At 54.2% G+C, this 22,877-nt stretch carries 14 protein-coding genes and 2 pseudogenes; 2 read left to right on the top strand and 14 right to left on the bottom strand.

Features of this window, described 5'->3' with window-relative positions; translation table 11 throughout:
• Positions 1-713: 713 nt before the first annotated feature.
• The 9 genes and pseudogenes from CRO62_RS00395 to CRO62_RS27390 form a co-directional block, all read right to left on the bottom strand.
• Positions 714-1,805, bottom strand: a pseudogene (locus CRO62_RS00395) (IS3 family transposase).
• A 205-nt stretch (positions 1,806-2,010) separates the two neighbouring features.
• Positions 2,011-3,189, bottom strand: a complete 1,179-nt coding sequence (locus CRO62_RS00390; protein ID WP_143539362.1) for a HEPN domain-containing protein — start codon at positions 3,187-3,189, stop codon at positions 2,011-2,013.
• A gap of 229 nt (positions 3,190-3,418) precedes the next feature.
• Positions 3,419-4,675 (bottom strand): hypothetical protein, encoded by a 1,257-nt coding sequence (locus tag CRO62_RS26955; RefSeq protein ID WP_097098714.1) that lies wholly within the window; start codon positions 4,673-4,675, stop codon positions 3,419-3,421.
• Positions 4,676-4,688: 13 nt separating this feature from the next.
• Positions 4,689-5,396, bottom strand: coding sequence for a lysozyme (locus CRO62_RS00380; protein WP_210201833.1), 708 nt, complete (start codon positions 5,394-5,396; stop codon positions 4,689-4,691).
• A 292-nt stretch (positions 5,397-5,688) separates the two neighbouring features.
• Positions 5,689-6,837 carry a site-specific integrase gene (locus CRO62_RS00375; protein ID WP_065703558.1) on the bottom strand — a complete coding sequence of 383 codons (1,149 nt, stop codon included), beginning with the start codon at positions 6,835-6,837 and terminating at the stop codon, positions 5,689-5,691.
• Between the two features lie 161 nt (positions 6,838-6,998).
• Positions 6,999-8,486 (bottom strand): HlyD family type I secretion periplasmic adaptor subunit, encoded by a 1,488-nt coding sequence (locus tag CRO62_RS00370; protein WP_097098713.1) that lies wholly within the window; start codon positions 8,484-8,486, stop codon positions 6,999-7,001.
• Complete coding sequence (locus tag CRO62_RS00365) at positions 8,483-10,663, bottom strand: type I secretion system permease/ATPase (RefSeq protein ID WP_097098712.1); 2,181 nt, start codon at positions 10,661-10,663, stop codon at positions 8,483-8,485. The genes CRO62_RS00370 and CRO62_RS00365 overlap by 4 nt, the downstream gene beginning before the upstream one ends.
• A 150-nt stretch (positions 10,664-10,813) precedes the next feature.
• Positions 10,814-12,979 carry a hypothetical protein gene (locus CRO62_RS00360; protein WP_143539361.1) on the bottom strand — a complete coding sequence of 722 codons (2,166 nt, stop codon included), beginning with the start codon at positions 12,977-12,979 and terminating at the stop codon, positions 10,814-10,816.
• An 840-nt stretch (positions 12,980-13,819) separates the two neighbouring features.
• Positions 13,820-14,089: pseudogene (locus CRO62_RS27390) on the bottom strand (integrase); the annotation flags it as partial.
• Positions 14,090-14,189: 100 nt separating this feature from the next.
• Here CRO62_RS27390 and CRO62_RS00350 point away from each other — a divergent pair.
• On the top strand, positions 14,190-15,329 hold the full coding sequence (locus CRO62_RS00350; RefSeq protein WP_179784412.1) for an RHE_PE00001 family protein: 1,140 nt from the start codon (positions 14,190-14,192) through the stop codon (positions 15,327-15,329).
• Between the two features lie 6 nt (positions 15,330-15,335).
• Here the strand turns inward: CRO62_RS00350 and CRO62_RS00345 are convergent, their stop codons facing one another.
• The 3 genes from CRO62_RS00345 to CRO62_RS00335 form a co-directional block, all read right to left on the bottom strand.
• A complete protein-coding gene (locus tag CRO62_RS00345; protein WP_097098710.1) occupies positions 15,336-15,965 on the bottom strand; it encodes a hypothetical protein in 630 nt (209 codons plus the stop codon).
• Positions 15,966-16,372: 407 nt separating this feature from the next.
• On the bottom strand, positions 16,373-17,626 hold the full coding sequence (locus CRO62_RS00340; protein ID WP_097098709.1) for a DGQHR domain-containing protein: 1,254 nt from the start codon (positions 17,624-17,626) through the stop codon (positions 16,373-16,375).
• A complete protein-coding gene (locus CRO62_RS00335) occupies positions 17,626-18,135 on the bottom strand; it encodes a hypothetical protein (RefSeq protein WP_097098708.1) in 510 nt (169 codons plus the stop codon). Before CRO62_RS00335 ends, CRO62_RS00340 begins: the two co-directional genes overlap by 1 nt.
• A gap of 729 nt (positions 18,136-18,864) precedes the next feature.
• On the opposite strand from CRO62_RS00335, the gene CRO62_RS00330 reads away from it, so the two are divergent.
• Complete coding sequence (locus CRO62_RS00330) at positions 18,865-19,215, top strand: DUF2958 domain-containing protein (RefSeq protein ID WP_097098707.1); 351 nt, start codon at positions 18,865-18,867, stop codon at positions 19,213-19,215.
• 38 nt (positions 19,216-19,253) lie between these two features.
• On the opposite strand, the gene CRO62_RS00325 is transcribed toward CRO62_RS00330, so the two are convergent.
• Both CRO62_RS00325 and CRO62_RS00320 read right to left on the bottom strand, forming a co-directional pair.
• A complete protein-coding gene (locus CRO62_RS00325) occupies positions 19,254-20,495 on the bottom strand; it encodes a hypothetical protein (RefSeq protein WP_143539360.1) in 1,242 nt (413 codons plus the stop codon).
• 14 nt (positions 20,496-20,509) lie between these two features.
• Positions 20,510-22,870, bottom strand: a complete 2,361-nt coding sequence (locus tag CRO62_RS00320) for a DEAD/DEAH box helicase (protein ID WP_097098705.1) — start codon at positions 22,868-22,870, stop codon at positions 20,510-20,512.
• Positions 22,871-22,877 lie beyond the last annotated feature (7 nt).

The raw sequence follows: 22,877 nt of genomic DNA, 5'->3' as shown, positions 1-22,877 counted from the left end.
CCCGACGGTTTGCGGATGTGGGGGCAGGAGGGGCACAGGCCGGATCGATGGTGCCCGGCGGAAAATGCTTCGGCGGCGTAAGGCTTTGCACGTATTGGCGAAGCTTCGACATAGCACCGAGAGGAGCGAAATGGGCCGCCGGGGGATCCTCGATGGAGTGCGGATCAAGAGCCCGCTTCGAAACGTTGCCGGTGGGGCGTGGCGCTAACTGTTGTCTGGAAGTTGCCCGCCTTTCTCACGCTCGATGCCAGCGATGACCTCGCCCGCATTGATCGGGAGAACACCTGGGCGCTTGGACAAAGTGTTGAGCCTGGCTAGGATGCGCCCCACAAACACGCGGGGGGAAAATGATAAGTTTCGGACACACCACCACTGGTCTCGAGCTCGAGTATCGAGCGGATTTTAATAACAACAATTGGGTATGGGAGGAGTTGAAGACCTCGGGATCATGCAAACTTTCCAGCGTCTTCTACTTCGAACGCACTGACCTGACAAACCCGCCCGCAGGAACCGATAGGGTTTCAGATAACTACGACTATCACTTCGCGTTCGGCACGTTTGAGGATGAGTACGTGCGGATCCAAGGGCGCATATTGGGGATCGACAACGATGTTCTGCTTCCGATCACTGTTAAGTTTAAGCGAACCCTGTTCGCCGCTGACGTGCTCCCCGATTTTGGGCCAGCGGGAGCTGGAATTTTCCGGGGTTTTGGCTCAGTTCGGCGGGGGTGCCGATGAGCCGTTCATAAGCGAAATCGGCACTTTGTTGCCTATCGCGCTGTGTGGCCGGAACTCGTTATAGTCTCTACGCCAATCCTCCATCTTTGCCCGCGCGTCGTCAAGGGTCATGAACCAGTGAGCGTTCAGGCACTCGGCGCGGAACTTGCCATTAAAACTCTCGATGTAGCTGTTGTCGGTCGGCTTGCCTGGCAGGGAGAAGTCGAGCACGACACCCTTGTGATAGGCCCAAAGATCAAGGTCTCGAGAGATGAACTCGCTGCCGTTATCGACGCGAATGGTCGTCGGATATCCGACCTGCCGGCAGACCCGCTCCAGTGTCTGAACGACATCCTCCCCCTTGTAACTGAAGCGGGCATCGACTGCCGGCGAGAAGCGCGAGTAAGTGTCGACGACCGTCAGAACCCTGATCTTGCGACCAGTGGCCAGTTGGTCATGAACGAAATCCATCGCCCAAACATGGTTGGAATGGGTCGGCTCCGTGCGGTCAGCCCGCAGCTTCGCCTTGCTTGGGAACCTTGTTGCGGAGCTGGAGGTCCATCTCATTGTAAAGACGATAGATTCGCTTCGGGTTCACGGGCCAGCCTTCACGCTTGATAAGGATATGCACACGCCTGTAGCCGTAGCGTACCCGCGTCTGGCAGATGTCCTTGATCTTCAGCTTCAACTCGGCCTGCTCGCCACGCCTGGACTTGTAGACATAGAGCGACCGGTCGACTTTCAACACCGAGCATGCACGCCGGATCGAAACCTTCCAGTCCGCCTTGATCGTGTCGACAAGCTTGCGCTTGCGGCCAGGCCTCAAAGCTTTTTTGAAAGCACATCCTGCAGCATGGCCTTGTCCAGCGACAGGTCGGCAACAATCCGCTTCAGCTTGGCATTCTCTTCCTCAAGCTGTCGCAGCCGCTTCATCTCCGAGGGCATCAAGCCCGCGTATTTTTTGCGCCAATTGTAAAACGTCGCGTCCGAAATTCCTGCCTTGCGGCAGACCTCGCCGATCGGCGTGCCATCCTCTGCCTGCTTCAACACGAATGCGATCTGCGCTTCCGAAAACTTCGAGGCCTTCATCGAATTCTCCTCTTCTTCCCACCAGGGATCATAAGTGGAAAATTCCAGTTCTAAATGGCCTAATTTATTGGGGGCACGTCAAAGTTGGCCAAAATCGCAGCTTCGGGCCGACTGGGCCAAATAGGGGACGTTTGCGGGAAAGGCGTTGCCTGATCAAGCGTTGTTCAGCGGGAAGCCAACGCGATGCCCTCAGGAGGCAAGGCGGCTATCGTTCGCCCGGAACGTCGGGTCTGTCACCGAGCGTCAGGGCGTTCCAATCCGGAAACGAACCATGCGCTAGGATGGCCAGCAGCGCCTCCGACACCAGCCGGTCGGCACCTGCGACATCAAGATGAGACTTTGTCGAGAGTTTGCCCGAATGGACGGCGCTCGATCGAGCGTTGTAGAGCTCTCTCATCTCCTTTGCTATTGCAACGCGTTTGGCAGCCTCCGAACCGAGCAGCCATGCTGCCCTCGTGCTTATTTTGTGTGAGATTTCCGTATTGGAGGGGCTCATATCATGCATCAGGGCGATCTCCGCCGCCATCCCGAGATCGATCACACGGTCGACGTCTGAGCGAGACATCCTCGATCGACCCAGTCTGTCAATTGATCGGCCCAATGCTTCGAGATCTTGGAATGCCGTCAGCAGGTTATAGGCATGCTCGACCCATTTTGCCTCGATCGGAAGCGCGACGAGGGGAACCAAGCCGAGCGGTCGGCGCGTCGAATTCCCTTCGCCTGCGGCAAAGAGAGCCCCTGCAGCGGGTATCAATAACGTCTCCGGCAACTCCACCGGGCCAGGGCTGACGAGTATGCAAGCCAGACGGATTTTGTCGCGCGTTTGAGCCCTCTCGTTACGGTTTGGACGAGTGAGAGAAACCACAGAGGGGCTCTCGATCGATTGCTGAACCTTTTCAAATGCCGGCGCTACGGTGAACCGCTGCTTCATGATGGCTGTCCCGGCAGGAAGACGCATCGCCTGAAACGGTAAGATGTGCGCGAGTCTCTTCAGATCATCGCCCGGTGCAGCGACGAGGGCAATGTCGTCATCAATCCTGCAATCCTGGTCAAGTTGAACGCCAAACAGCGGAGATGCATCCTCGTAGATCGCCAAGTTCCGCCTGACTTCGTCATCGAAGGCCGAGATTATCTCCTCTGGGCTGTGCTTTGAGACGAGCATGTCGATCGCCCATGCGCCGTAACGCGCGTTCGCCTTGGTATAGTCGCCGTCGCCGGTTTGGATCCAAACGTGGTTGAAAGAACTATAAGGCTCGGCCGCGCGGAACACAGCATCGATCTTAGGCGCTGCTTCTTCACGCCAGAACCCGTAGTGCTTTCCGCGATGAATATTTCTGAGCTCCTCTGCTGCATCCGCCAAAGCCTTGGCTACACCGTCTTTCATTACCCCACCCAACTCCATGGCTAGAACTGATCCCTGCAAGTCGACTGAACTGCAGAGCCTGCTTACCCGCGCCGCCGGCCTTCACTCCGGGTGACCATGCCAACACGTCAGAGGCAAAAGCACCCGAAATCGGAATGGGGGAGCCATATTTCAAGATCCGTGATCTCTGTCGCGATACGCACGACGATGTTCTGCTAGGTCTTCGTCGGCCGAAAACAATCGACAGGCATCAATCTTCTCGCGCGCCTAATTTGTCGGTGAAGATTTGGTCCATCATCCCTGAATCGAAGGCGCCGCCAACGATCTTCATCCTTGCGACCATGTCTTCGTCAAACGCACTCCATAGAAGATTAAACTTGCGACGCTTTGTGCTACCGTCCGCGCTTTCTATCGAGAACATGCGTCCCGCAGTACCATCGCCCCCTTGGTGAAATGCAACGAAATTGGACGAGCTTATCTGGTCCAGATCTTCCAAATACTGCGATTTGATTAAGCGATAATAAGACAGGGTAAACCGGCATTCTGCGGCGTGCTCTCGTTTGGACAGATCGTCTTCCATCATCGTTAGAAAGCGTTTTGCTTCGTCCCTGAAATTGACCGGATAGCAGGACGTTCTTGCCTTTATTCTCTTAGGATTTACTGAAGCCGTTGGGAGTATCTCCGGATTGTTGTTCTCTATTACGAAGCCCAGACCCTCGGGGTCGATGTCGCAACCTTTGGGTTGCACCGAAATTCCGACAACTTCCTCAATCTCAAGATCCGAGACCGTCCTTCCGCAATAAAGGCCATCTGGCAAAGCTATGATCGGTGTTTCGCGTGCAGCTTCGACCATGTCGAGATAGTCACTCGACGCATCCACGTTGCCGCCCCGGCAAGCCTTGAACCCGTCCAAGGCGGAATCCAGGCTCATAAGTCGGTCAGGATACAGCTCATCTTTCTCGCTCCGAAGGCGATGCATAAATTCCTCAAGCTGTTCCCACGAACCACCATCGCTGGCGACAGCACAGCCAGCGAAATGGTCGGCTTCCGCTTCGCTCTCTCGAAGAGGTTTGTTGCTGTTAAGATCGAAATGCCGGTAAAGCAAATGCCCCAACTCATGCCCGAACACAGCTATCGCCGGCACACGATTGGGTTGACCGGGTTCGCTCTGATCACCCACGACCTCTCTCACCCATTCCGGGTTGAATGCGATGTATTCTCCCCGGGGAACGTCAACGGCGACTTCGTCATCGGTAATTTCATCCGCAGAGGCTTTGTCCACACCATCGGGACAGGCAATCACGGTGATCTTCCGGTGGATACCGATAGAACCCGCCACCTCACGAACGAGGCGCTCGCCAACTGGATCAGTCGTGAGCTTACCCGCTGTAAGCGCCTTTATGCACGTACGCACCGAGGCAGACGCGTCGGTGGGCAGCCAAGCTGTAAGGAGAAACGCCGCCGCGATAAGCGGCTTCCGAGGTTGAATCCGGGTCACGGTTCGCAACGACACCCTCCTACTAGTTCGTTTCACCAACCTCTAGATCGATCAATTCGGTATCTCCGCCAGCGATACCAGCATCGTTGCACAGGCTGCGGCTGAACTTGCCCGAGGCACCGTATTCGAGCTCGCCCTTGAAATGGGTGGCTTCGCAAGCTCTTCGCTTGACTAGTCCCGGAAGCACCACACCATCAGCCTTCACCCAGCGTCCGAACTGCTTTGCCGCGCCGGCAAAATCCTCGTCGTTGATCTTTCTGAGCATTGTCGACGACTTAAAGTTTGTCTCACCTACATTGAAGACGAAGGCCGCGAGCGCTCCGAACTGATGATCAGAGAGATCGACCTTTACGAACCTCTTGATAGCCCGGCGAGCCTCGAGAGTGTCGTTCTCGAGGAGTACAGAACCGCTCTCGAGCGAAAGCTCAGCTGCGAATTCATTGAGATCAATGGTTTCACATCGCTTCAGCGCAATGAGATGTCCGTAGCCAATTGTGCAGTATCCTGCGGGGTCATTATATGCACGAGGTTCCCAACCCTCAAAGTCTTTGATCATATTCAATGCCAGCGCATTGATCGATCGAACGGTAGAACTGTCTGCAACTCCGGCCTCATTCCCAAAGTTCTCGACCAGGCTTCGTGATGCTAACCGTTCTATGGTCCGATACTCCGTCGCTCCGGCCACAGTGCCGAAAAGCAGTGCGATGCTGACTATCGCAACTTTAAGCATTCCCCTCTCCCCTCAACATTGTCCGGAAATAATGCAACATCTTCGGCTAGATGCAATCCCACCTAGAAATAATGACAGTGAATTGCCCCCATTTCGACCGAACGGTCGGCATAAGCAGAAAGGCTCAAGCACAGGCTTGAGCACAGGCTTATGTCTAACGAGTATCCACACGTTGAATTGCTGACGGGTGACGTCCGCCGTAGACGGTGGACATCCAACCCATCAATTCACTGTTTCGTAGACGGGGGTGACATTGACCGGATTTTCTTGCCGGACCGTGGATCGCAAATTGCTATAGTAGTCTAGCTGCCCTACCACTTCTCCTTGTCGCGCTATTGTAGTAGCTGGATGCTTGCTGGACCGATCGGTGGCGTGATTGCTCCATCGCCTCGGGGAGGGGAATGCCTCGGTTGGCCGCTTCGGTCAGATAGCCCGACCGCAGACCATGCGCCGAAAACTGGCCTGCCTCCAACCCTGCTATTTCGGCGCGCTGCTTGATGATTGCATTGACCGACTGTGGATCTAGCGCCCGTTTGGAAACCGTTCCCCATTTTCCGATCCCGCGAAACACGCTGCCCTTGTCGATCCTGGCGGCCGCCAGCCAGGCATTCAACGCCTCGACAGGCCGGCCTGTGAGATAGACGACGTTGTCCTGCTCGCCGGCCGTCGTTTTGGTTCGGCCAAGATGAATGGCTAAAGAGGGGAGGGGAGGGCCGTCCGGCACCTCGATCGGCGGCTCGACTACCAACTGTTCAATCCGCAGTCCGGCGATCTCGCTGCGCCGCCGACCGCCGGAGGCAAAGGCCACCATCAGGATTGCCTTGTCGCGTAGATCGCGCAGGCTGTCTGACTCGCAAGTCGCAAGCAGCTTTGCCAGAACGTCGCCTGTGACCGCTTTTGCGCTCTTGCGCGCCCGGGTTCGCGGAACGGCGCGCACGGCCAGACGAATGGCTGATTTAAGGGCAGGGGAGGCGAAGGCGCCATGGAGGCCGCGCCACCTGGTCAGCGTCGACCAGTTGGCCAGCCGCCGGCGCACCGTCGATGGTGCGTGTGGGCCGACGGATCTCAGAAAACCCTGGCGCCGGAGGTTTTCATCGACCGCAGCTGGCATGCCGTGGTCGGGATCTGTTGCGCGCTTTTCCGGATCCCAGAGGTGATGGGCGACAAATTTCAACAGTAGTGCTTCCGGTGCGGGCCAGGGAAGAGAACTGCCGGTGGTCGCCAGCCCCCAGGCTTCTAGGTAAGCGAGGTCGGATGTGAGTGCGCGCAGCGTATTGTCGCCCATGCCCTGATTAACGAGATGGCGCAGCGTCTCGACGTCCTGATCGGTCAACAGCTCGGCGAGCTCGTCGCGGCGTTCGAGCGGCAGGACGGACGCAATGGTATCGAGCTCTTCGGCGCGCCGCTCGACGGACGTCTGTGATGTCTTCGCTTTAGCCACGAGAGGCTCCAGAATCGTGTGTTTCGGCGGCCGCTGGGACCGTAATCCGTCGCGATTCTTGCTGATTTGCAGCTCCAGATCAACTAGCCAAGATAGGGGGTACACCTAGCAGAGACTAAAGGTCGTGAACTTCTCCGGTCCCTCCATAACACTTTAAGTGTCTAGCGCTCTTTCATCGCCTCTGACGTGATCTGGGAGAGCGGGGAGAATAGATACTCCAGAATTCGGCGCTCGCCGGTCTTGATTTCAACTGTAACCGCCATTCCGGTTGCGAGGGGCATTGATCGGCCTTCAACCTGAAGAGTGAAAGAGTTGAGGCGAAGCGTGACAGGAAAAACGAGATTTTGCACTCTTGGCACATTACCCGTTGGTATTGTCGAGCTGGAGCTTTGAAGAATGGTTGACTCTATCTGTTGCGCATCCGGTTCAGGAACGGCATCTGTTGAAATTCGCTCCACCGCGCCTTCAATAATTCCAAAGCGCGTGAACGGGTACGCTTCAACTTTAACGATGACTGGCTGCCCCTCGGTCACAAATCCGATATCTTTATTTGACAGATAGGCTTCGATTTCCAAAACCGCGTCGGAAGGCACAATGCGCATGATTTCCACATTTGGTGAAACGACTTGTCCGACGGTGGCGATCGAGGACAGCTGGACGACTCCATCGACCGGCGACCGAATGGTCAACAGTTCGCGACGTTTTCTGATCCTTATGATTTCCTGAACGAGTTCATCGATGGTGTGTTCAGCTTTCAGTTTTCGCGAGGCATTTTCAGCAGAAGCCGTGTCCAAAAGTTTGAGCCGTTCAGCTGTTGCGACGACGAGCGCTGCAGTGGTGGTTTCGAGTTGAGCCCGTTTATCCGACAATGTCGCAACAGCCTCCTGTTGTTCTTGTACGGCGTCGATCATCTGAGCCTTGGAGCCCGATTCTGAGTGCAAGAGTTTTGAGCGCATGGTGACGCGCTCGCGAAGGGTTTCCACCAAAGATTCTTGCGCTTCTATGGCTTTCTTGAGCCCCTCAATTTCCGCCTGACGTTGACCTCTTTGGGCACTGAGGCTGGCGAGCGATGTAGATATCGCGTGAAGTTCAGCTTCGAAGACGGCTTGTTCTCTGGCCCGGCGCAAACCCGGTACTTCTTCGGAAAAAACAAGCGTGGGCACACTCAACGCTGACGCATCGTCTGCATCGCCATGGTGTTTTCGCTGGGCGATCCAAGATATCAATGCCGCACTTCTAACGACTTCTGTGGTCGAGGCGAGCAGCAGACCTGTCTTGGCCGTCTCTTCGGCCGCGATCGCTGAGTCATCTAGTGCAACAACGACATCGCCCGCCCTAACGGGCATGCCGTTGGTGACTGGAACGAATTTTGTCTTACCGCTTTCGAGAGACTGAATGATTTTGACTCGTCCAGCCGGTTGTATCTTTCCTTGGGCAGTTGCGACAATATCGAATTTACCGAACCATCCCCAGGACAATGCTGTGACGGCGAGCGTGCATATGAACCACAAGCCGGCAACACGAATCGGCGACGGCGGACCTTCGAGTATTTCTAGCGCAGCTGGAAGGAATTCCGTGTCAGCTCGATTACGAGAGATTTTTGACTTCTTTTCGACGCGATTACCAACTGGAGAGAATTTGGCTCTCATGCTGCATCGCTCCCGTTCTGCAGCTTCCAAAGGTGTGCGTAGAGGCCGTCCTTGCGGGCAAGCAACTCGTCATGTGAACCTTGTTCCACAATATGACCGTCCTTCATGCCGATAATGCGATTGCAGTATCGAACCGTTGCTAATCGATGCGCGATGATGATGACGGTACGGCCTCTGACGATCTCGCGCATATTGTTGAGGATGATGCGTTCACTTTCGTAGTCGAGCGCACTTGTCGCCTCATCAAGGATAAGGATGGGAGGATTGGTCGAAAGAGCGCGCGCAAGCGCCAGCCTTTGTCGCTGCCCCCCAGACAAATTTGCGCCTCGCTCTTCGATCATGGTGTCATACCCACGCGGGAGCTTGCCAATGAATTCATCAGCTCCCGACATACGCGCCATTTTGATGACAGCTTCGCGCGGCATAGACGGATTGCTGAACGCGATGTTTTCATGGACTGTGCGATTGAACAGGATATTGTCCTGTAAAACGACGCCAATGTGGCTCCGTAGCCACGAAGGATCAGACTGTGCAATATCTTGACCGTCGAGAAAAATCTGTCCACTTTCAGGGAGATAAAAACGCTGAACTAACTTGGTCAGGGTTGATTTTCCTGAACCTGAAGGCCCGACCATTCCAATGACTTCGCCTGGTCGTATAGTGAGATTGATGTCGCTAAGGATTTTGGGCGAATCTTGACGGTAGCGGAAGTTGACACCCTGGAACGCAAGTGCACCACGAGGAGTTGGTTGATTGACGGTCGTGGTAGGTCGCGGCTCCTGCGGCGCGTTGAGAATATCGGCAAGTCTCGAAACGGAGACCTGAACCTGCTGAAAGTCCTGCCAGAGTTGAGATAAGCGCAGAATTGGCTGGGACACCTGACCCGCTATCATGTTGAAGGCCACGAGTGCCCCGACCGTCAGTTCCCCGTTGATCACCGCCTGCGCACCAAACAGAAGCAGGGCGGCACTTGTCACTTTGCTGACATACTGGATCGCATTCTGGCCCTTGGCAGCCAGCATCGTTGCGGCAAATGACGAGCGTACATAAGCTGCCAGTCTTTCTTCCCATTGGGATGCAACGACCGGCTCGACAGCGGAGGCTTTGAGGGTCTGGATGCCGACAACAGTCTCAACGAGCAATTGCTGGCTATAGGCGCCTCGGTCAAACTTCTCATCGATACGTTCTTTTAGAAATGGTCGGATGAGAATTCCTATTCCGATGTAAAAAGGGATGGACGCAACAACGATCCATGCCAAGGTCGTCGAATAGCAAAACAGAACGAAGATGAAGACCCCCGTAAAGATAAGATCGAGCCCCGAGAAAAGTCCTTGTCCTGTCAGGAAGTCACGGATGGTTTCAAGTTCACGAATGCGTGCAACGGTCTGGCCCGCAGCCCGGGTCTCGAAATAAGTAAGAGGCAGGTTCATCATATGACGAAAAAGCCTCTGGCCAAGCTCAACATCTATGCGATTGGTAGTGTGAGATAGGGCGTAAGTTCGAAGATACTGGAGAATGACCTCAAAGAGTCCAAGAGCGACAAGGCCGACCACGAGAACTAGAAGGGTAGAATAACTTCGGTGAGCAAGGACCTTGTCTACCACCACCTGAAAAAACAACGGTGTAACAAGGGCGAAGACCTGCACGAATAACGAGGCAAGCAGAACGTGGCCAAAAGCTCTACGGTAACGAAACAGAGATGGAAGAAACCATCGGAAACCAAATGTTTCCTTGGAAACACCGGGCCCTGAGAAGCGACGTTGTATGAGAATTATCGACCCATTGCTAGCTTCTAGCAATGTTGCGAAATCGACCTGGCGAACCGCCAAGCTTTGCGGGTCAGCGATGTTGTGCAACCCATTGTTGGCAAGCCCGAGATAAACACCGCAATCGCCATCGACAAAGCAAATAATTGCTGGGACCGGGAGAGACGCAAATCGCTTCTCAGATCTGGTGGAAATAAGCCTCGCCTTCAGGCCAATGTGTTTTGCTGCTCTCAATATATCTCGAGGACCGGACTTCGCCGAAATGGCAAGTTGGTGGGTCAACGTTTTGGAATTAGCGGCAATCCGATAATGCGAGGCTATCGCGCACAGTGCGGTGAGGCCGCTATCATGTTCGAATACATGTTCTTCATCATCAGTGTATTGATTATCGAGATCAGCGAGACCTTGCATGACATTAACTAGCTTTATTTGGACGAGAAATACGGACGCAACCACATTGCATGGCGCGCGACTGTCAATGGACCGGCATAGGTTAAGCTGGCTGGCACCTGCCTCCAATACAGCTGCCAGCCAGCATCCCGTTTTGTCCTGAGCCAGAATTTAAAGGGACGGCCTGTAAGCGAGCGCGACGTCTCCGACCAGAATAGACGTCCCGTCGATCCGTTTGGCCGAACTCGTACCTGTTATCATTGAGCCATCTGGAAAAGCTTTCGCACCCTGTTCCGACGGAAGAAGGTCGATGTAAGCAATGCCCTCGGCTTCAAGAGTACTGAGTTCGCCTTCGTCACTTACGCCGTTTTGGTTGAAATCCTGCCAGACACGGAATTCGCTCCATCGCGCATCACGATTGTCGAGAATATTGTCCTGATTTGTATCGAACGCGAAACGCAGCCCTTCAAGATCGGTGACCGGACGACCGGTGTCGTCAATGCCTTGCGCTTTGAGTTCGGCCACTCGCTCCTCCTCCGACTTCCAGAGTGAGAAAGCGACTTCTTCCGGCCGATTGATTTGACCGTCAGGTCCGGGGCCCCCAGTATCGATGTCCAAGTCGATAATCAATAAACCATCACTCGGACCGACCCATGCGGTCGCATCTCTTTTTCCGTCACCGTTCCAATCGAAAGCCGGCTGTGAACCGTCCGCCGCTTCAACAGCTGACAAAGTCCGCAGGTCCAACTGACCATCTCCATTTACGTCCATAATTACAGGAAAGCCCCTGTAACCGGGTCGCCATTGTGATGGAGGATTGGGGCGGGGAGAGGGGACTGGCGTCCCTGGAGCGGGGCGTTTTCCATTACCTGTACCAGGTATCCGAACGCTGTCCATCTGTCTTCTCATTCGGTCTTGTTCTGCATCCCGGCGAGCTTGGTCAGCTGCTGCCTGCTGTCGCCGCTCTTCGGCTTCACGCTGCTGTCGCAAATTCCACTGTCGCTGTCGCTCCGCACTCTCTCGGAGTATGGTTTCCCGCCGCTCAGCCTCAGCTTTTTGCGCTGCCAGCCGATCTGCCTCGAGCCTTGCCGCCGCCTGCCGATCAACCTCAGCTTTAATTCTCGCCTGCCGCTCGGCCTCTGCTTTAGCCGCCGCCTGCCGCTCTGCCTCAGCCTTTGCCGCCGCCTGTCGCTCTGCTTCGGCCTTCGCCGCCGCCTGCCGCTCTGCCTCGGCCTTAGCGGCAGCTTGCCGCTCTGCCTCAGCCTTTGCTGCCGCCTGTCGCTCTGCTTCGGCCTTCGCCGCAGCCTGCCGCTCTGCCTCGGCCTTTGCCGCCGCCTGCCGCTCTGCCTCAGCCTTTGCCGCCGCCTGTCGCTTTGCTTCGGCCTTCGCCGCAGCCTGTCGCTCTGCTTCGGCCTTCGCCGCAGCCTGCCGCTCTGCTTCGGCCTTCGCCGCAGCCTGCCGCTCTGCCTCAGCCTTTGCCGCCGCCTGCCGCTCTGCCTCGGCCTTAGCGGCAGCTTGCCGCTCTGCCTCAGCCTTTGCTGCCGCCTGTCGCTCTGCTTCGGCCGTCGCCGCAGCCTGCCGCTCTGCCTCGGCCTTTGCCGCCGCCTGCCGCTCTGCCTCAGCCTTTGCCGCCGCCTGCCGCTGTGCTTCTGCCTTCGCGGCAGCCTGTCGTAGAGCATCTGCCTTCGCCGCTGCCTGCCGTTCTGCTTCGGCTTTTGCAGTGGTCTGCCACTCAGCTTTGTTTAATTCTTGTTGTTTACGAATAGCTTTTGTGACTTCATTCAGTGGCGTAAACAAATCGTCGAGATCAACCCCAAGGATCTTCGCTCCAAAATCCATCACATCCGACCATACTTGTTGCGCGTTTCTCGCCAAGTCGACCATTGACCTATGCTTTTGCCAATAATCAGAAGGTCTATTGATGGGTGTCCACGTCTTACTGAAATCCGACACTTGTTTTTCGTAATCCCTCCAAGCGTCCTTAGTCAAAATGGACTGACGAGCAATCTCATTCATTGCCATGGTTTCGAACAAATTACGCTGCTCTCTTGGCTGCAATCCAGATTCAGCCACACCATATGAATTATTTAGAAAGCTTTTCAGAGCGTTAATTTCATATTGCCCTGTATATGACGCTGGGAACCCGGGACCTCTAGGGTCAAATACAGGCGTCTTTGTATCGCTATTCTTTGGAGGAAAGACATCAATTCTATCGGGTGGCGATTTCGCATTTATTTCAAATTTGGTTTTTAGCTCGAGTAATGCGGTCATATCGTCATTGTAACTGCTTATTTTATCGCGCACTATATTTAAGGGGTCATCGATTTCATAAGCCATATTCCCTAGTCTATCCAAGAAAAGTTTGACGTTATCGTAGATATCACTGACCGGTAGTTTTGGCCCGTCAGGCCGATACGATCCATCTCCCATCAGAAGGTTCCGGACTCGACTGTCTATCCAACGATTTACATTCGACCTGTCTTTCTCTGTTAACGATAGTACTGTCGTTCCCGGCAACGGGGGCAGTGGTGCAGATTCAACCTTGGACATGATATTTTCCCGAATAATAAAATATACTTATAAAGATAATCTCTGAATAAGTGATTCAAACAATGCAAATATATAATTTACACCATAGGCAGCTTAATATAGATACGGAACAATACCGATATGATGCAAGGGAAAATTATGAAAAAACGAAATATCAGTTTAATTTATAACTTTATTTTCTTCTTTTTTATATCATGCATTAGTTCGCATTCTAGCGAAGATACTGTAAATATAGGATACAAATTTGAGATAGAAGGACTAAAGAGAGAAGGCAACGTATCATGCTACAGGGGGCGCGTTTGCGATGTAAAAATATACGATAATAAGACAATATCTTTTTACCTCTCAAAATTTTACAACCACCTATCTTCGCGAATTAAGTGCTCTGGAACGCCTTGCCTGCTTGGAGAAGGTTACGCTGAGCCAAGAGATATGCACCTTCTCGAATTAGATAAGTTATCGGAAGGTAATAAAATAAATTCTATAATAAAAATATACTATGGTGAGATGACAAAATCACTTGAGTACCGACCGATAAGATATGTTGGAATATTAACACTAGAAGTATCGTCGGCAGGCCCTCGTTAGTGGCGGTTTGGCAGCGCTTTTATAATTGAGTCGAAGGTCCGCCCGTAGCGTGTTGCCGCACATGCCCTGGTTGACAAGATGTCGCAGCGTCTCGACGTCCTGATCGGTCAACAGCTCGGCGAGCTCGTCGCGGCGTTCGAGCGGCAGGACGGACGCAATGGTATCGAGCTCTTCGGCGCGCCGCTCGACGGACGTCTGTGATGTCTTCGCTTTAGCCGCGAGAGGCTCCAGAATCGCGTGTTTCGGCGGCCGCCGGGACCGTGATTTGCCCCGATTTTCCTCTATTTGCGCCGCGAAATCATCTACCATCGATAAGGGAGACTTATCGATGGTAGATAACTCAACTCAAAACCGTACCATGTGGGGAACTCTAATATTTAGATAGAGTTCGTGTAAGAAATCATTTACCATGATTTCAATGGCTTACGATCTCGCGAAAATCAGCATGACAGCCCTGATGCGGCCGGCCTTCGACGCCGGTGTCGCGCTGACCCGTCTCGACGAGCGCATCGCTCGTTCGCCCGTCGGCGCAGGCTTCCTGGAGCGCCAGAATTTTGCCGATGCCTGCGCCTCGCTGTGGATCGACGGCGAACTCGTCCATCTCGAAGATCTCGTCCTCCATGACGCGACCCGCGATATCCGCACGCCCACCCACGAACTCACCATCGCCCGCGACGTGTTGCGAACTCGCCGGCGTATTTCTGGCCAGTCGCCAGATTGGGCGCTGTCACCGGAAGGCATTCGCACGCTCCGGCAGACATCGGAGATTGCCTCAACCGGAACTGAGGCGGCGGAGGCCGCCAGCACAGTGCGGAGCGCGGCTGCGATTGATCCGGATGGGGAGGGGAAAGAAATCGATGAAGCCGAAGGGCTTCCCGGCGTCGATTATGCCGCCATCGATGCGGTATTGGCCCGATCAGAGGCGGCGATCGAGAGTGCCACACGGCCTGGCCGCGCTGATACCGGCGAACGAGACCCTCTCGTCTATGATCTTGACTGGGACGAGGATGCCCGGCTCGACGAATGGCGCGACGTATTACGACTGGCGCAAAGCCTGCCGGCGATGGTTCGGGCCATCATTGCCCTCGATGCCTGGAACGAACTTTCCGTCCTCCAGCATGGACCCTGGCTTGGCCGGCTGTTTTGCGCCTCCATCCTGCGCCAGGCCGGCATCAGCACCGGCGCCCATCTCGCTGCCATCAACCTTGGCCTCAAAACCATTCCGGTCGATCGGCGCCGGCATCGCGATCGCGAAACCCGGCTGCTGGCCATCGCCGACGGATTTTTGGCGGCCGCCGAAATCGGCATGAAAGAGCATGACCGGCTGACGCTGGCGAAAACGATGATGGACCGAAAACTTGAAGGACGGCGAACCTCCTCAAAATTGCCGGAGCTGGTCGAGCTGGTGATGGCGAAGCCGCTCGTGTCGGCCGGCATGGTGGCGAAGACGCTGGAGGTGACGCCGCAGGCGGCGCGGCGGATCGTTTTGGAGCTGGGCCTGCGCGAGATGACGGGGAGGGGGAGGTTTCGGGCATGGGGAATACTTTGATTGCAGTCATTTCGACGCGTCAGACTGCGAGTTGGGGTCACAAATTTCCGCTGAAGCGAACTCAGCTTGCACGACCCCTTCATCGTAAATGGAAAACGTGAGGGGGACGCCGTTGATTGCAATACCCCGACGTGAGAGCGCCAGATTCGGCGCTTGGTACTCCTTGGTAGGGCGACTGTCATCAAGGATCGTGTCTTTGATCCTGCTCCATTCATGCACTTTTGCCGGAATTGGTTCGAAGGTATTCTGATCAATCGCGACCATTTCGCCCTGTCGCGAAAACACTAGAAGCCAGTAATACTGCTTTCCAACACTCAACCCCGGCATTTCGCGGTGGTGAAGTCCGCCCTGTAGGTAGAGCAGCGCTGTTTCGTTTGTTGTCGTGTCCTCAATATACACTTCATCCTTGAACTCGATATAAACTCGTCTCTCGTCGTCTGCCACCTGGCATACGGGTGAGGAGATACCGTCGTCCATCGAGATCAACGAGTAATTCAGCTTGAGCCGCCCGAAGACGAAATTGTTTCCATTATCGACGATCAACTCAACGGACAGATTTTGGAATGTGTATCGAACGAGCTCTTCCGGGGACTGCTCTTCTTCCGTTGGCTGCGAACACGTCAGTCTACCTTGCATTGCTCTCGTGCACTCGGACTCAAATGCCAAGTCGCGGTATTCCGCCAGCCTGTCATGGAGCCAACCGATTAGACCGCATCATCTCGTGCCCGTTACTCTCAGCGGCTGTTGAGCCAGCTATCCGGAAGGCTGGGTCGCGTTCGGATCACATCGAGACGCTGGCCCCATAAACATCGCGAACAAGCTTCCGGCTTATGGCCGGGTGACTGCACTATCTATCGAACGGATGTTTCCTTTCTCTACTGCTCTCGGACCGCCTCGTTTGTTTTTTGGAAGCGTAGATATCCCTCGTAGTGCTGCTTTAGGATCAACGACATTGCTGCCGAGCGCGCGTGCAGTCTGCCGCATTTACTTTCCGAGCACATGGAGGCACATCTGATTTCCGTCTCTATAGCTCAATTAGGATCCTAGAGCTTTGCTGGCAGACGAACTTTCGTGTCGGTTGGGTCGACCCCTAGCGCTACACGGTAATTTCGCTTTAAGTCGGCTGCATCGACGGGTAGCCCAACCATGTACTTCAAAAGCTCTCGCGCCAAGACTTTTCCTCTGACGATCATTCTTTCGCGCGTGGCGTCCCAAATCACATCGCGATACGGTGGCTTCGTAAGGTCGACCGGGATTTTGTTGAGTGCAAGCACCGCATCGGAGAGTTCAGTCTTCCGTTCTCTGGCGTAAGCAATCGCGACTTTGGTGATTATGTCCAGTCCGACGGGTCGAAATAGCACGTGACCTCCATGGTCACCACGAAAGCGTTTGACTATCGTTTGCGGATTGGAGCTGCCCATTAGCGTCTTGACCGGCGGAAAGGCTTTTGCGAGCGCGTCGAAGTATTCAAGCGCATATGCTTCGTAGGCATCTAGTCGATCGTCTGATGGACGATTAAATCGGAGCGATCGGTCACTTCGCTGACCAATTCGGTACATAAAGATGTCTTTCAACACATCATATAGACTGGAAATCGTTGTCAGCGATTCAGTATTGGAGGTAGGCAGGTTTTGGCTAGCGATTACCGCGATTTTGGGATGCTGAAATCTTGGATCATTTTCGACGAGCCGGCGCACAACGATCGCCATTACGTCATCTTCGTCAAGCGCTATGATGTCGCGCTTACGCACTGGTACCGCAGTCTTATTGAGCGTGGTGAACAACCGCCGTGTTCGCTGCAACCCCGTCTTTGTCTTTTTGTGCCCGACAAGTATGATTGGAACGGCGTCGTCGGGCGCTTGCAAACCATCTTTCAACGCCTTTTTTATGCCGGCCAATCGATGCTGGCCATCAAGTGCAAAGATGATTTCGCGACCATTAAGCCTAAGAAATCCCATACTGTTGGTCAGCGCATCCGGTATTTCGGCGATTACTTTGGGGTCGCCATTCGCACGGAAATTTCCAACTTCCAACCAATCAGGTGCGCCGCCATAGGTTGCCAGAACGAGTGAGCTGAAAAATCGTTCCGGAACAGTCTCAAGATAGGTAGCAATATGTGCGGCGCGAGGCCCCTCCAGGCTTCGTTGTATGAGCTCAGAAAGTGCTTTGTTTGGATGTATCTCATGCGCATACATCGCCCGCCGACCTAACTCTTCGAGAGGAATCAAGCAAATATAGTAGATCCAGTCACCAAAGGTGCCACGGAGAGCCGGCAGTGTAATGGGTTGTATTTTCATCAGAAAATCGCCGCCTTCGCTTTGCTGAGCTCTGCCACAATGTCCGCCTTATTAACGGGTGGGAGGACAGCGTTGATGAAAGATTTCTCGATCTTCGACAGGTCGATGAATGTGTTGGGCAGGGGCACAAAGTGGAAAAACAGATCGTCGCGCCAGTTGTCCATCATATAGAAAACGGCCGGACGCCCGCCCTTCGTCTTGAACTCGTACCAGTACCGCTGGTAGCGTTTATAAAGGGTTCCACCGGAATCGTTTCCTGTGATGCCGACGTACATGATGTACCCGTGCGGCGGGAGTTTGCTTAGCGAGAGCTCAAGCACAAAGGCGTAGACACCGCGTTCATGCGGAAGAAGCTCCTGGCTTGCTTGTTCAAACCGCACCTTCTTCCAATCGAGCGAATAGCGTGTCTTAAATTTTCGCCAACTGGCCAGGTTCAGATAGAAGCTATGGCCGTCCGCTTTAAGCCTTTTGGTGTTGCTTACAAGATCGTGATACTGTCCGGCTGCCATGAAATCCCACTAAGTTTGGAAGGCAAACTATGGTTGTGTTGCGGCAAAACGCAAGCAGCATTCAAATTTTTCCACATTTGCAAAGCTAATTCAGAGAAATAGCATTGAGACTCGCACCATTGGGCCGACTAACAGATCGGCGCTTATTTGCGAGATGTGTACAGACCGCAAGTCCGAGTAGACTCATGATCGCGCCTCCATTTTGCGTATGTTCTTGCAGCATGAATCGACCTCATAGAATGTAGCTTCCCGCCGTCTGTCACCGGAACCTGCTCGTCGCCGATGGGCGTAGCCGTTTGGACAGTTGACGAGACTCCGGGCTGAACGGCGACACATTGTGTTACGCTGAACCTTCCATCGTCATCCTGACAAAACATCGAGACTCTCACCGATTTCTGCGGTCCTAGCGATTGTCAGAATCATCAGGCGGCCGCCTCAGTGTTTTTTGGCTCAAGGTGTAGTTGATGATGGCTTTCGTTCGCCAGATGGATCTTTTCAATTCTCTCCACTCCCGGCCCTTGCGACATCCGGGTGGACTAGAATCTGCTTTTCCCTACCTCAATGGCTTATCCAAACTATTTTCCGCCGCGGCTTTGCCGCCGTTGCACCGCCAACAAAATAGTTTTGCTTCGCCATCCTTCGCTTCGCTTCGGCACTGCGTGTGCGGTTGGTCCCTGCAGGTTCTTGTCTGCCCGTGTCCGCGAACGGCGCGGTAAAAAGGAGCAAAGAATGAGACAAGATCTAATCACAGACGAGCAGCGACAAGCTTTACTAATGAACGGACAAAAAACCAAAGACGAAATGGATCACGACCCGTTTCCAGTCGTCAAACTTTTCCTTCCGGACGCGGCGAGCACTTGGCTACTTTGCGACCTCGATCCTGCCGATGAGGACATTGCGTTTGGACTTTGCGATCTTGGTCTGGGAGAGCCGGAGTTAGGAACGGTATCGCTATCCCAACTGGAATTTCTTCGCGGACCACTCGGGCTTGCGGTTGAGCGTGACACGTCCTTTCGGGCGACTTACCCGATCAGTGTCTATGCCGACATCGCGATCGACGCGGGTCGCATTATCGCATAATCGAAAGGCCCCATCCGGGGCCTTCCTCTCTTCCGGTCTCAGCTTTCTTTCTCAATCATTGCCAGAAAGCGATCGGCAGCATCGCGCACTTGGACCAGCATAGGATGCAACATATCCGACTGCGTGATCAGATTGGAGGCAGGCAGCTTCTCGAATGTCTCGATTAGGCTTCCGATCGTCTGTATCGGAGACATTTGCTCTTCGTGATTTCCGCGGCGATTGTTTAGAGTTTTGAGCGTAGGCGCTTCCGACGGGTCGTCCACGTCGAGTTGCGCGGCGAAGTTAGTGCTATTTTCATTATCGTACTTTGAAAGTGACTGCCAGACACGCATGTCTTCCGCCTTTCGAAATACGTTTTCATTGTTGCTCTTTCCCTTACCGGGTTTGCTAAACGCCCACACGAAGAGCGCTTCAGCCGCCTTTTCAGAAAGCTTTAGGGTGTCTTTGTCGACGTCAAATTGACCGCGTGCGTGGTTACTTTGGAGGATCTGATCGAAATAATATTGGTCTTCGTCAAGGAGCGTGTTTCCAGCACCCTTGATTTTATCCTCATAATCAAGCTTGAAATGGTCAAACATGCTGCAAGCTTGGATGCGTTTACGAGCCTTGTCGGGGCTCAAAGAGAATATCTTCGCGGCCGCCTTAATGAGAGGCTCAACCAGTCGAACTTCTTCTCCGGGATAAGCGTCGAGAAACATTTCTTCGTAGATGTCCGAGATGTAGACATTTGTCGCGTATGGCAGCCAGTCTTTTGCACCAGAAACATGGCGAACGCCTAGCAGGCGTGGGAGTTTCGCCTTTAACTCTTCAGGTGTGTCGGCCAGGACGCATTGAACCTTGAGTGTCTTGGTGTCATCCACCAGGCTTTGCAACTGCTTAACCTCGCGTTCCACTTCCGCAATGATCGACTGGCGGCCGCCCTCCTTGAGTTTTTCAAGCTTACGTTTGGATTCGTCTAAGCGCACGCGCGCGCGGCGAAGGATCGACGTCCGTGTATTCCCTTCAACAACGAGGTTTTTCTCGGGGTGAGCCGGATGTCGCCAAACAATTATGGGATCCACCGGCGCCCAGCCAAGGCTGGTGATCGTCTTTTCCAGCTCCTCCGCGTTGTAGGCATCGAAGACCCTTTGAGTGAGTGACGCCTGGACATCCTTGTCGAAAAGTTTGTTCTCGTCGGTATAGCCGGGCGCCGGGCGAGGCGCGATTCTGGGATTATTCGGATCAAGCTGAAGGCTGTCGAATTCGACTTCCTGGAGATCGCTAAGTTCACTGACTGCCATAATAATAGACATCCTTATCGTTCGAATTTCAAAATGCGGGAAGTTGCCGGCGTTTCTTCAAAAAGCTGCTCAATGCGAGTGATAAACTGACTGGGCAAGGGAGGTTGTTGGCCGGTTGCCAATTGCGCCGCCAGTGCTGCATACCGATCAGCGGGAGCCGCGAGCCTCATTGCTGCAGCGAGTTCTTGAAGCCGGCTTTGCAGCAAGCAGAAGGTGTCGGACCGAAGGAGAAGGGCTTCACTCCCAGCAAGGGGCAGGGATACCTTTGCAACTGCTTCAAAACCCTCAATATCATCAAGGTAAGCGTTCTCGATCTCTTGGCGGTTGTGGCAATCAGCAAGGAAGGCCGCCAAACTTGCAGGCAGTCGGGGCTCAAATTTGAAGGTTGCATAACGGAGCCAGGTCGTTGGACCTTTTTCTGGCTTTGGCCGGTTACCCTGGAGCCCAAAGTTTGGCGTGCCGTAAATCTCTTCGCGGGCACAATAAGCTGCGGTGAGGATCAATCCAAACTGGCGCCAAGTCGAGCCTTGGGACAGATCCTTGGCGATGCCTAGCCCGGGCGCCTGCTTGGTCATAAAATCAGTGGGATCCGAAAGATGGGCACCCATTGCAGAGAAAGAATTGAAGATTTGACGGAAGGCCACGCTATTGGCGGGCGTTTCCACGAAGACACCCCATTTTGCCTCAGCGTCGAAGTCTCCAGCAGCGCCAAAGTATGGCTTACCGTAAAAAAGTAAGCGAACGTCTTCTTGAGGGTGAGCCTCGTCAACCTGTTTAAGGGCTGCCGCGCGCTCTTCATTGCTCACGTTGTGCCGCTCCAGAAGTTCCTCAATCGCAAGACGTCGCTCAGCGCCTGCCGCATATGATGTATCGATGATCTCGGGTCGCAGGTAATCATCAAGCTCCTGATATAGCCAGCGCTGATCAAAGCGGTACGCGAGGTTGGCGTTGTCGGCCTGCACGACATAAGCCTCAGCCTTGCCGGGATGATAGCGTACTGCTCGCCCCGCTGCTTGCATCAATCGGATTACGCTCGACGTCGGATATGTAAGGACAACGGTATCGACTGCCGGATCATCAAAACCCTCCAACAGCATTTGGGCGGATACAAGCACCGCTCTCGGCTTGTCTTCGAAGCGCTCTAAAAAGTCCTCATCCGGGATGCCAAGTGAGTTGCGGCCGCCATGGATATAACCCACATCCTCTGGAAGGAGGGGGTGGGGTTGCTCGTTGCGGAGTGCCGCTAGAAACGCCTCATAGAATTCTTCGACGCGGCTGACCTGCGGTGCCAGAATGAGCACTTTGCGAAACCGACCGGCAGTCTCGTCAACAAGCCAGTCCGCAAGCTGGCGTACCGCGCTGGCGCTCCAATCGAAGTCATCCACGGCAAATGGTAAGAAATTGGGGATCTGGATGACCCGGCGCTCAGCAAGTTCACGATAGGTAATCGTGTAAGCAATTTCCTCAACGCCGATCGGGAGGGCGTCCGGTCGGTTCGGGGTTGCGGTCAAAAGCAAGACAGGACAGCGAAGGTCGGGGCTAAACAACCCTGCATAAGAGGGGGCTGCTGCGTGATGCGCCTCATCGACAACGACAAGGGCCAGATTCGGGCCGTTGGCTGAGATCAGTGTCTCAATCTGACCGACCATTGCAAAGATGATCCTGTTGGCAAGCTTATCTGCATCTGCAGGAAGGTTGCTCTTCGACTGCAGAAGTTTGTTGAGCTGGCGGAAAGCCTGGCGCTTAAGGGTTTTACGGTGGGTAATCCAGACAACGCGAGCTAACGCCGGAGCACTTGCAAGTCGTTCAAGGATAATACGAAGAGCTACGCGCGTTTTGCCCGCCCCAGTCGGAAGTACTAGCCCGATGCGCCCTGCGGGACGCCGACGAAATGCATCCATCACGCGTGCAATAGCGACCTCTTGGTGTGACCAGTCCGGGGTAGAGTCTAAGACCCGGCTCACGAGTTTTTCATCTTTCAATTCGTCAACTGGGTCCCCAAGACCAAGTCGGACCGCTGCCGGTGTAATGTTCAATACTCGCGCAATATCTTCATTGCCAAAGCCTAAGCCCTTGTGTGTTTTGACCTGATCCGCCAAGTGTACAAAGGCCGCGAGCTGAGAATCGGTTACGGGTGCTGCGCGAATGGCCGAGCGCACTGTTTCCAGAGTTGCCTCGTTGATGCCGCGAGACGGGTCATCGGAGAAAAACGGTGTTACGCGGTTTGCGTGCAGCTGCCGGTCGTCGCCAGATGCAGCCAATGTTTCGTTGAGTTGTCGAACCAAGGCAGCGACGGTTTGGGTCGCCGCCAACCTTATAACAAGTTCGCGAACGACTTCCTGGACCTCAGTTTCAAAAATGCCAATGCGTGCCATGAAAAGC

This window comes from Rhizobium sp. AN6A, assembly GCF_900215635.1.
GTDB classification, from domain to species: domain Bacteria; phylum Pseudomonadota; class Alphaproteobacteria; order Rhizobiales; family Rhizobiaceae; genus Agrobacterium; species Agrobacterium tumefaciens.
Note: the sequence above shows the minus strand (reverse complement) of the source record. Positions and strands in the feature narration are given on the sequence as shown.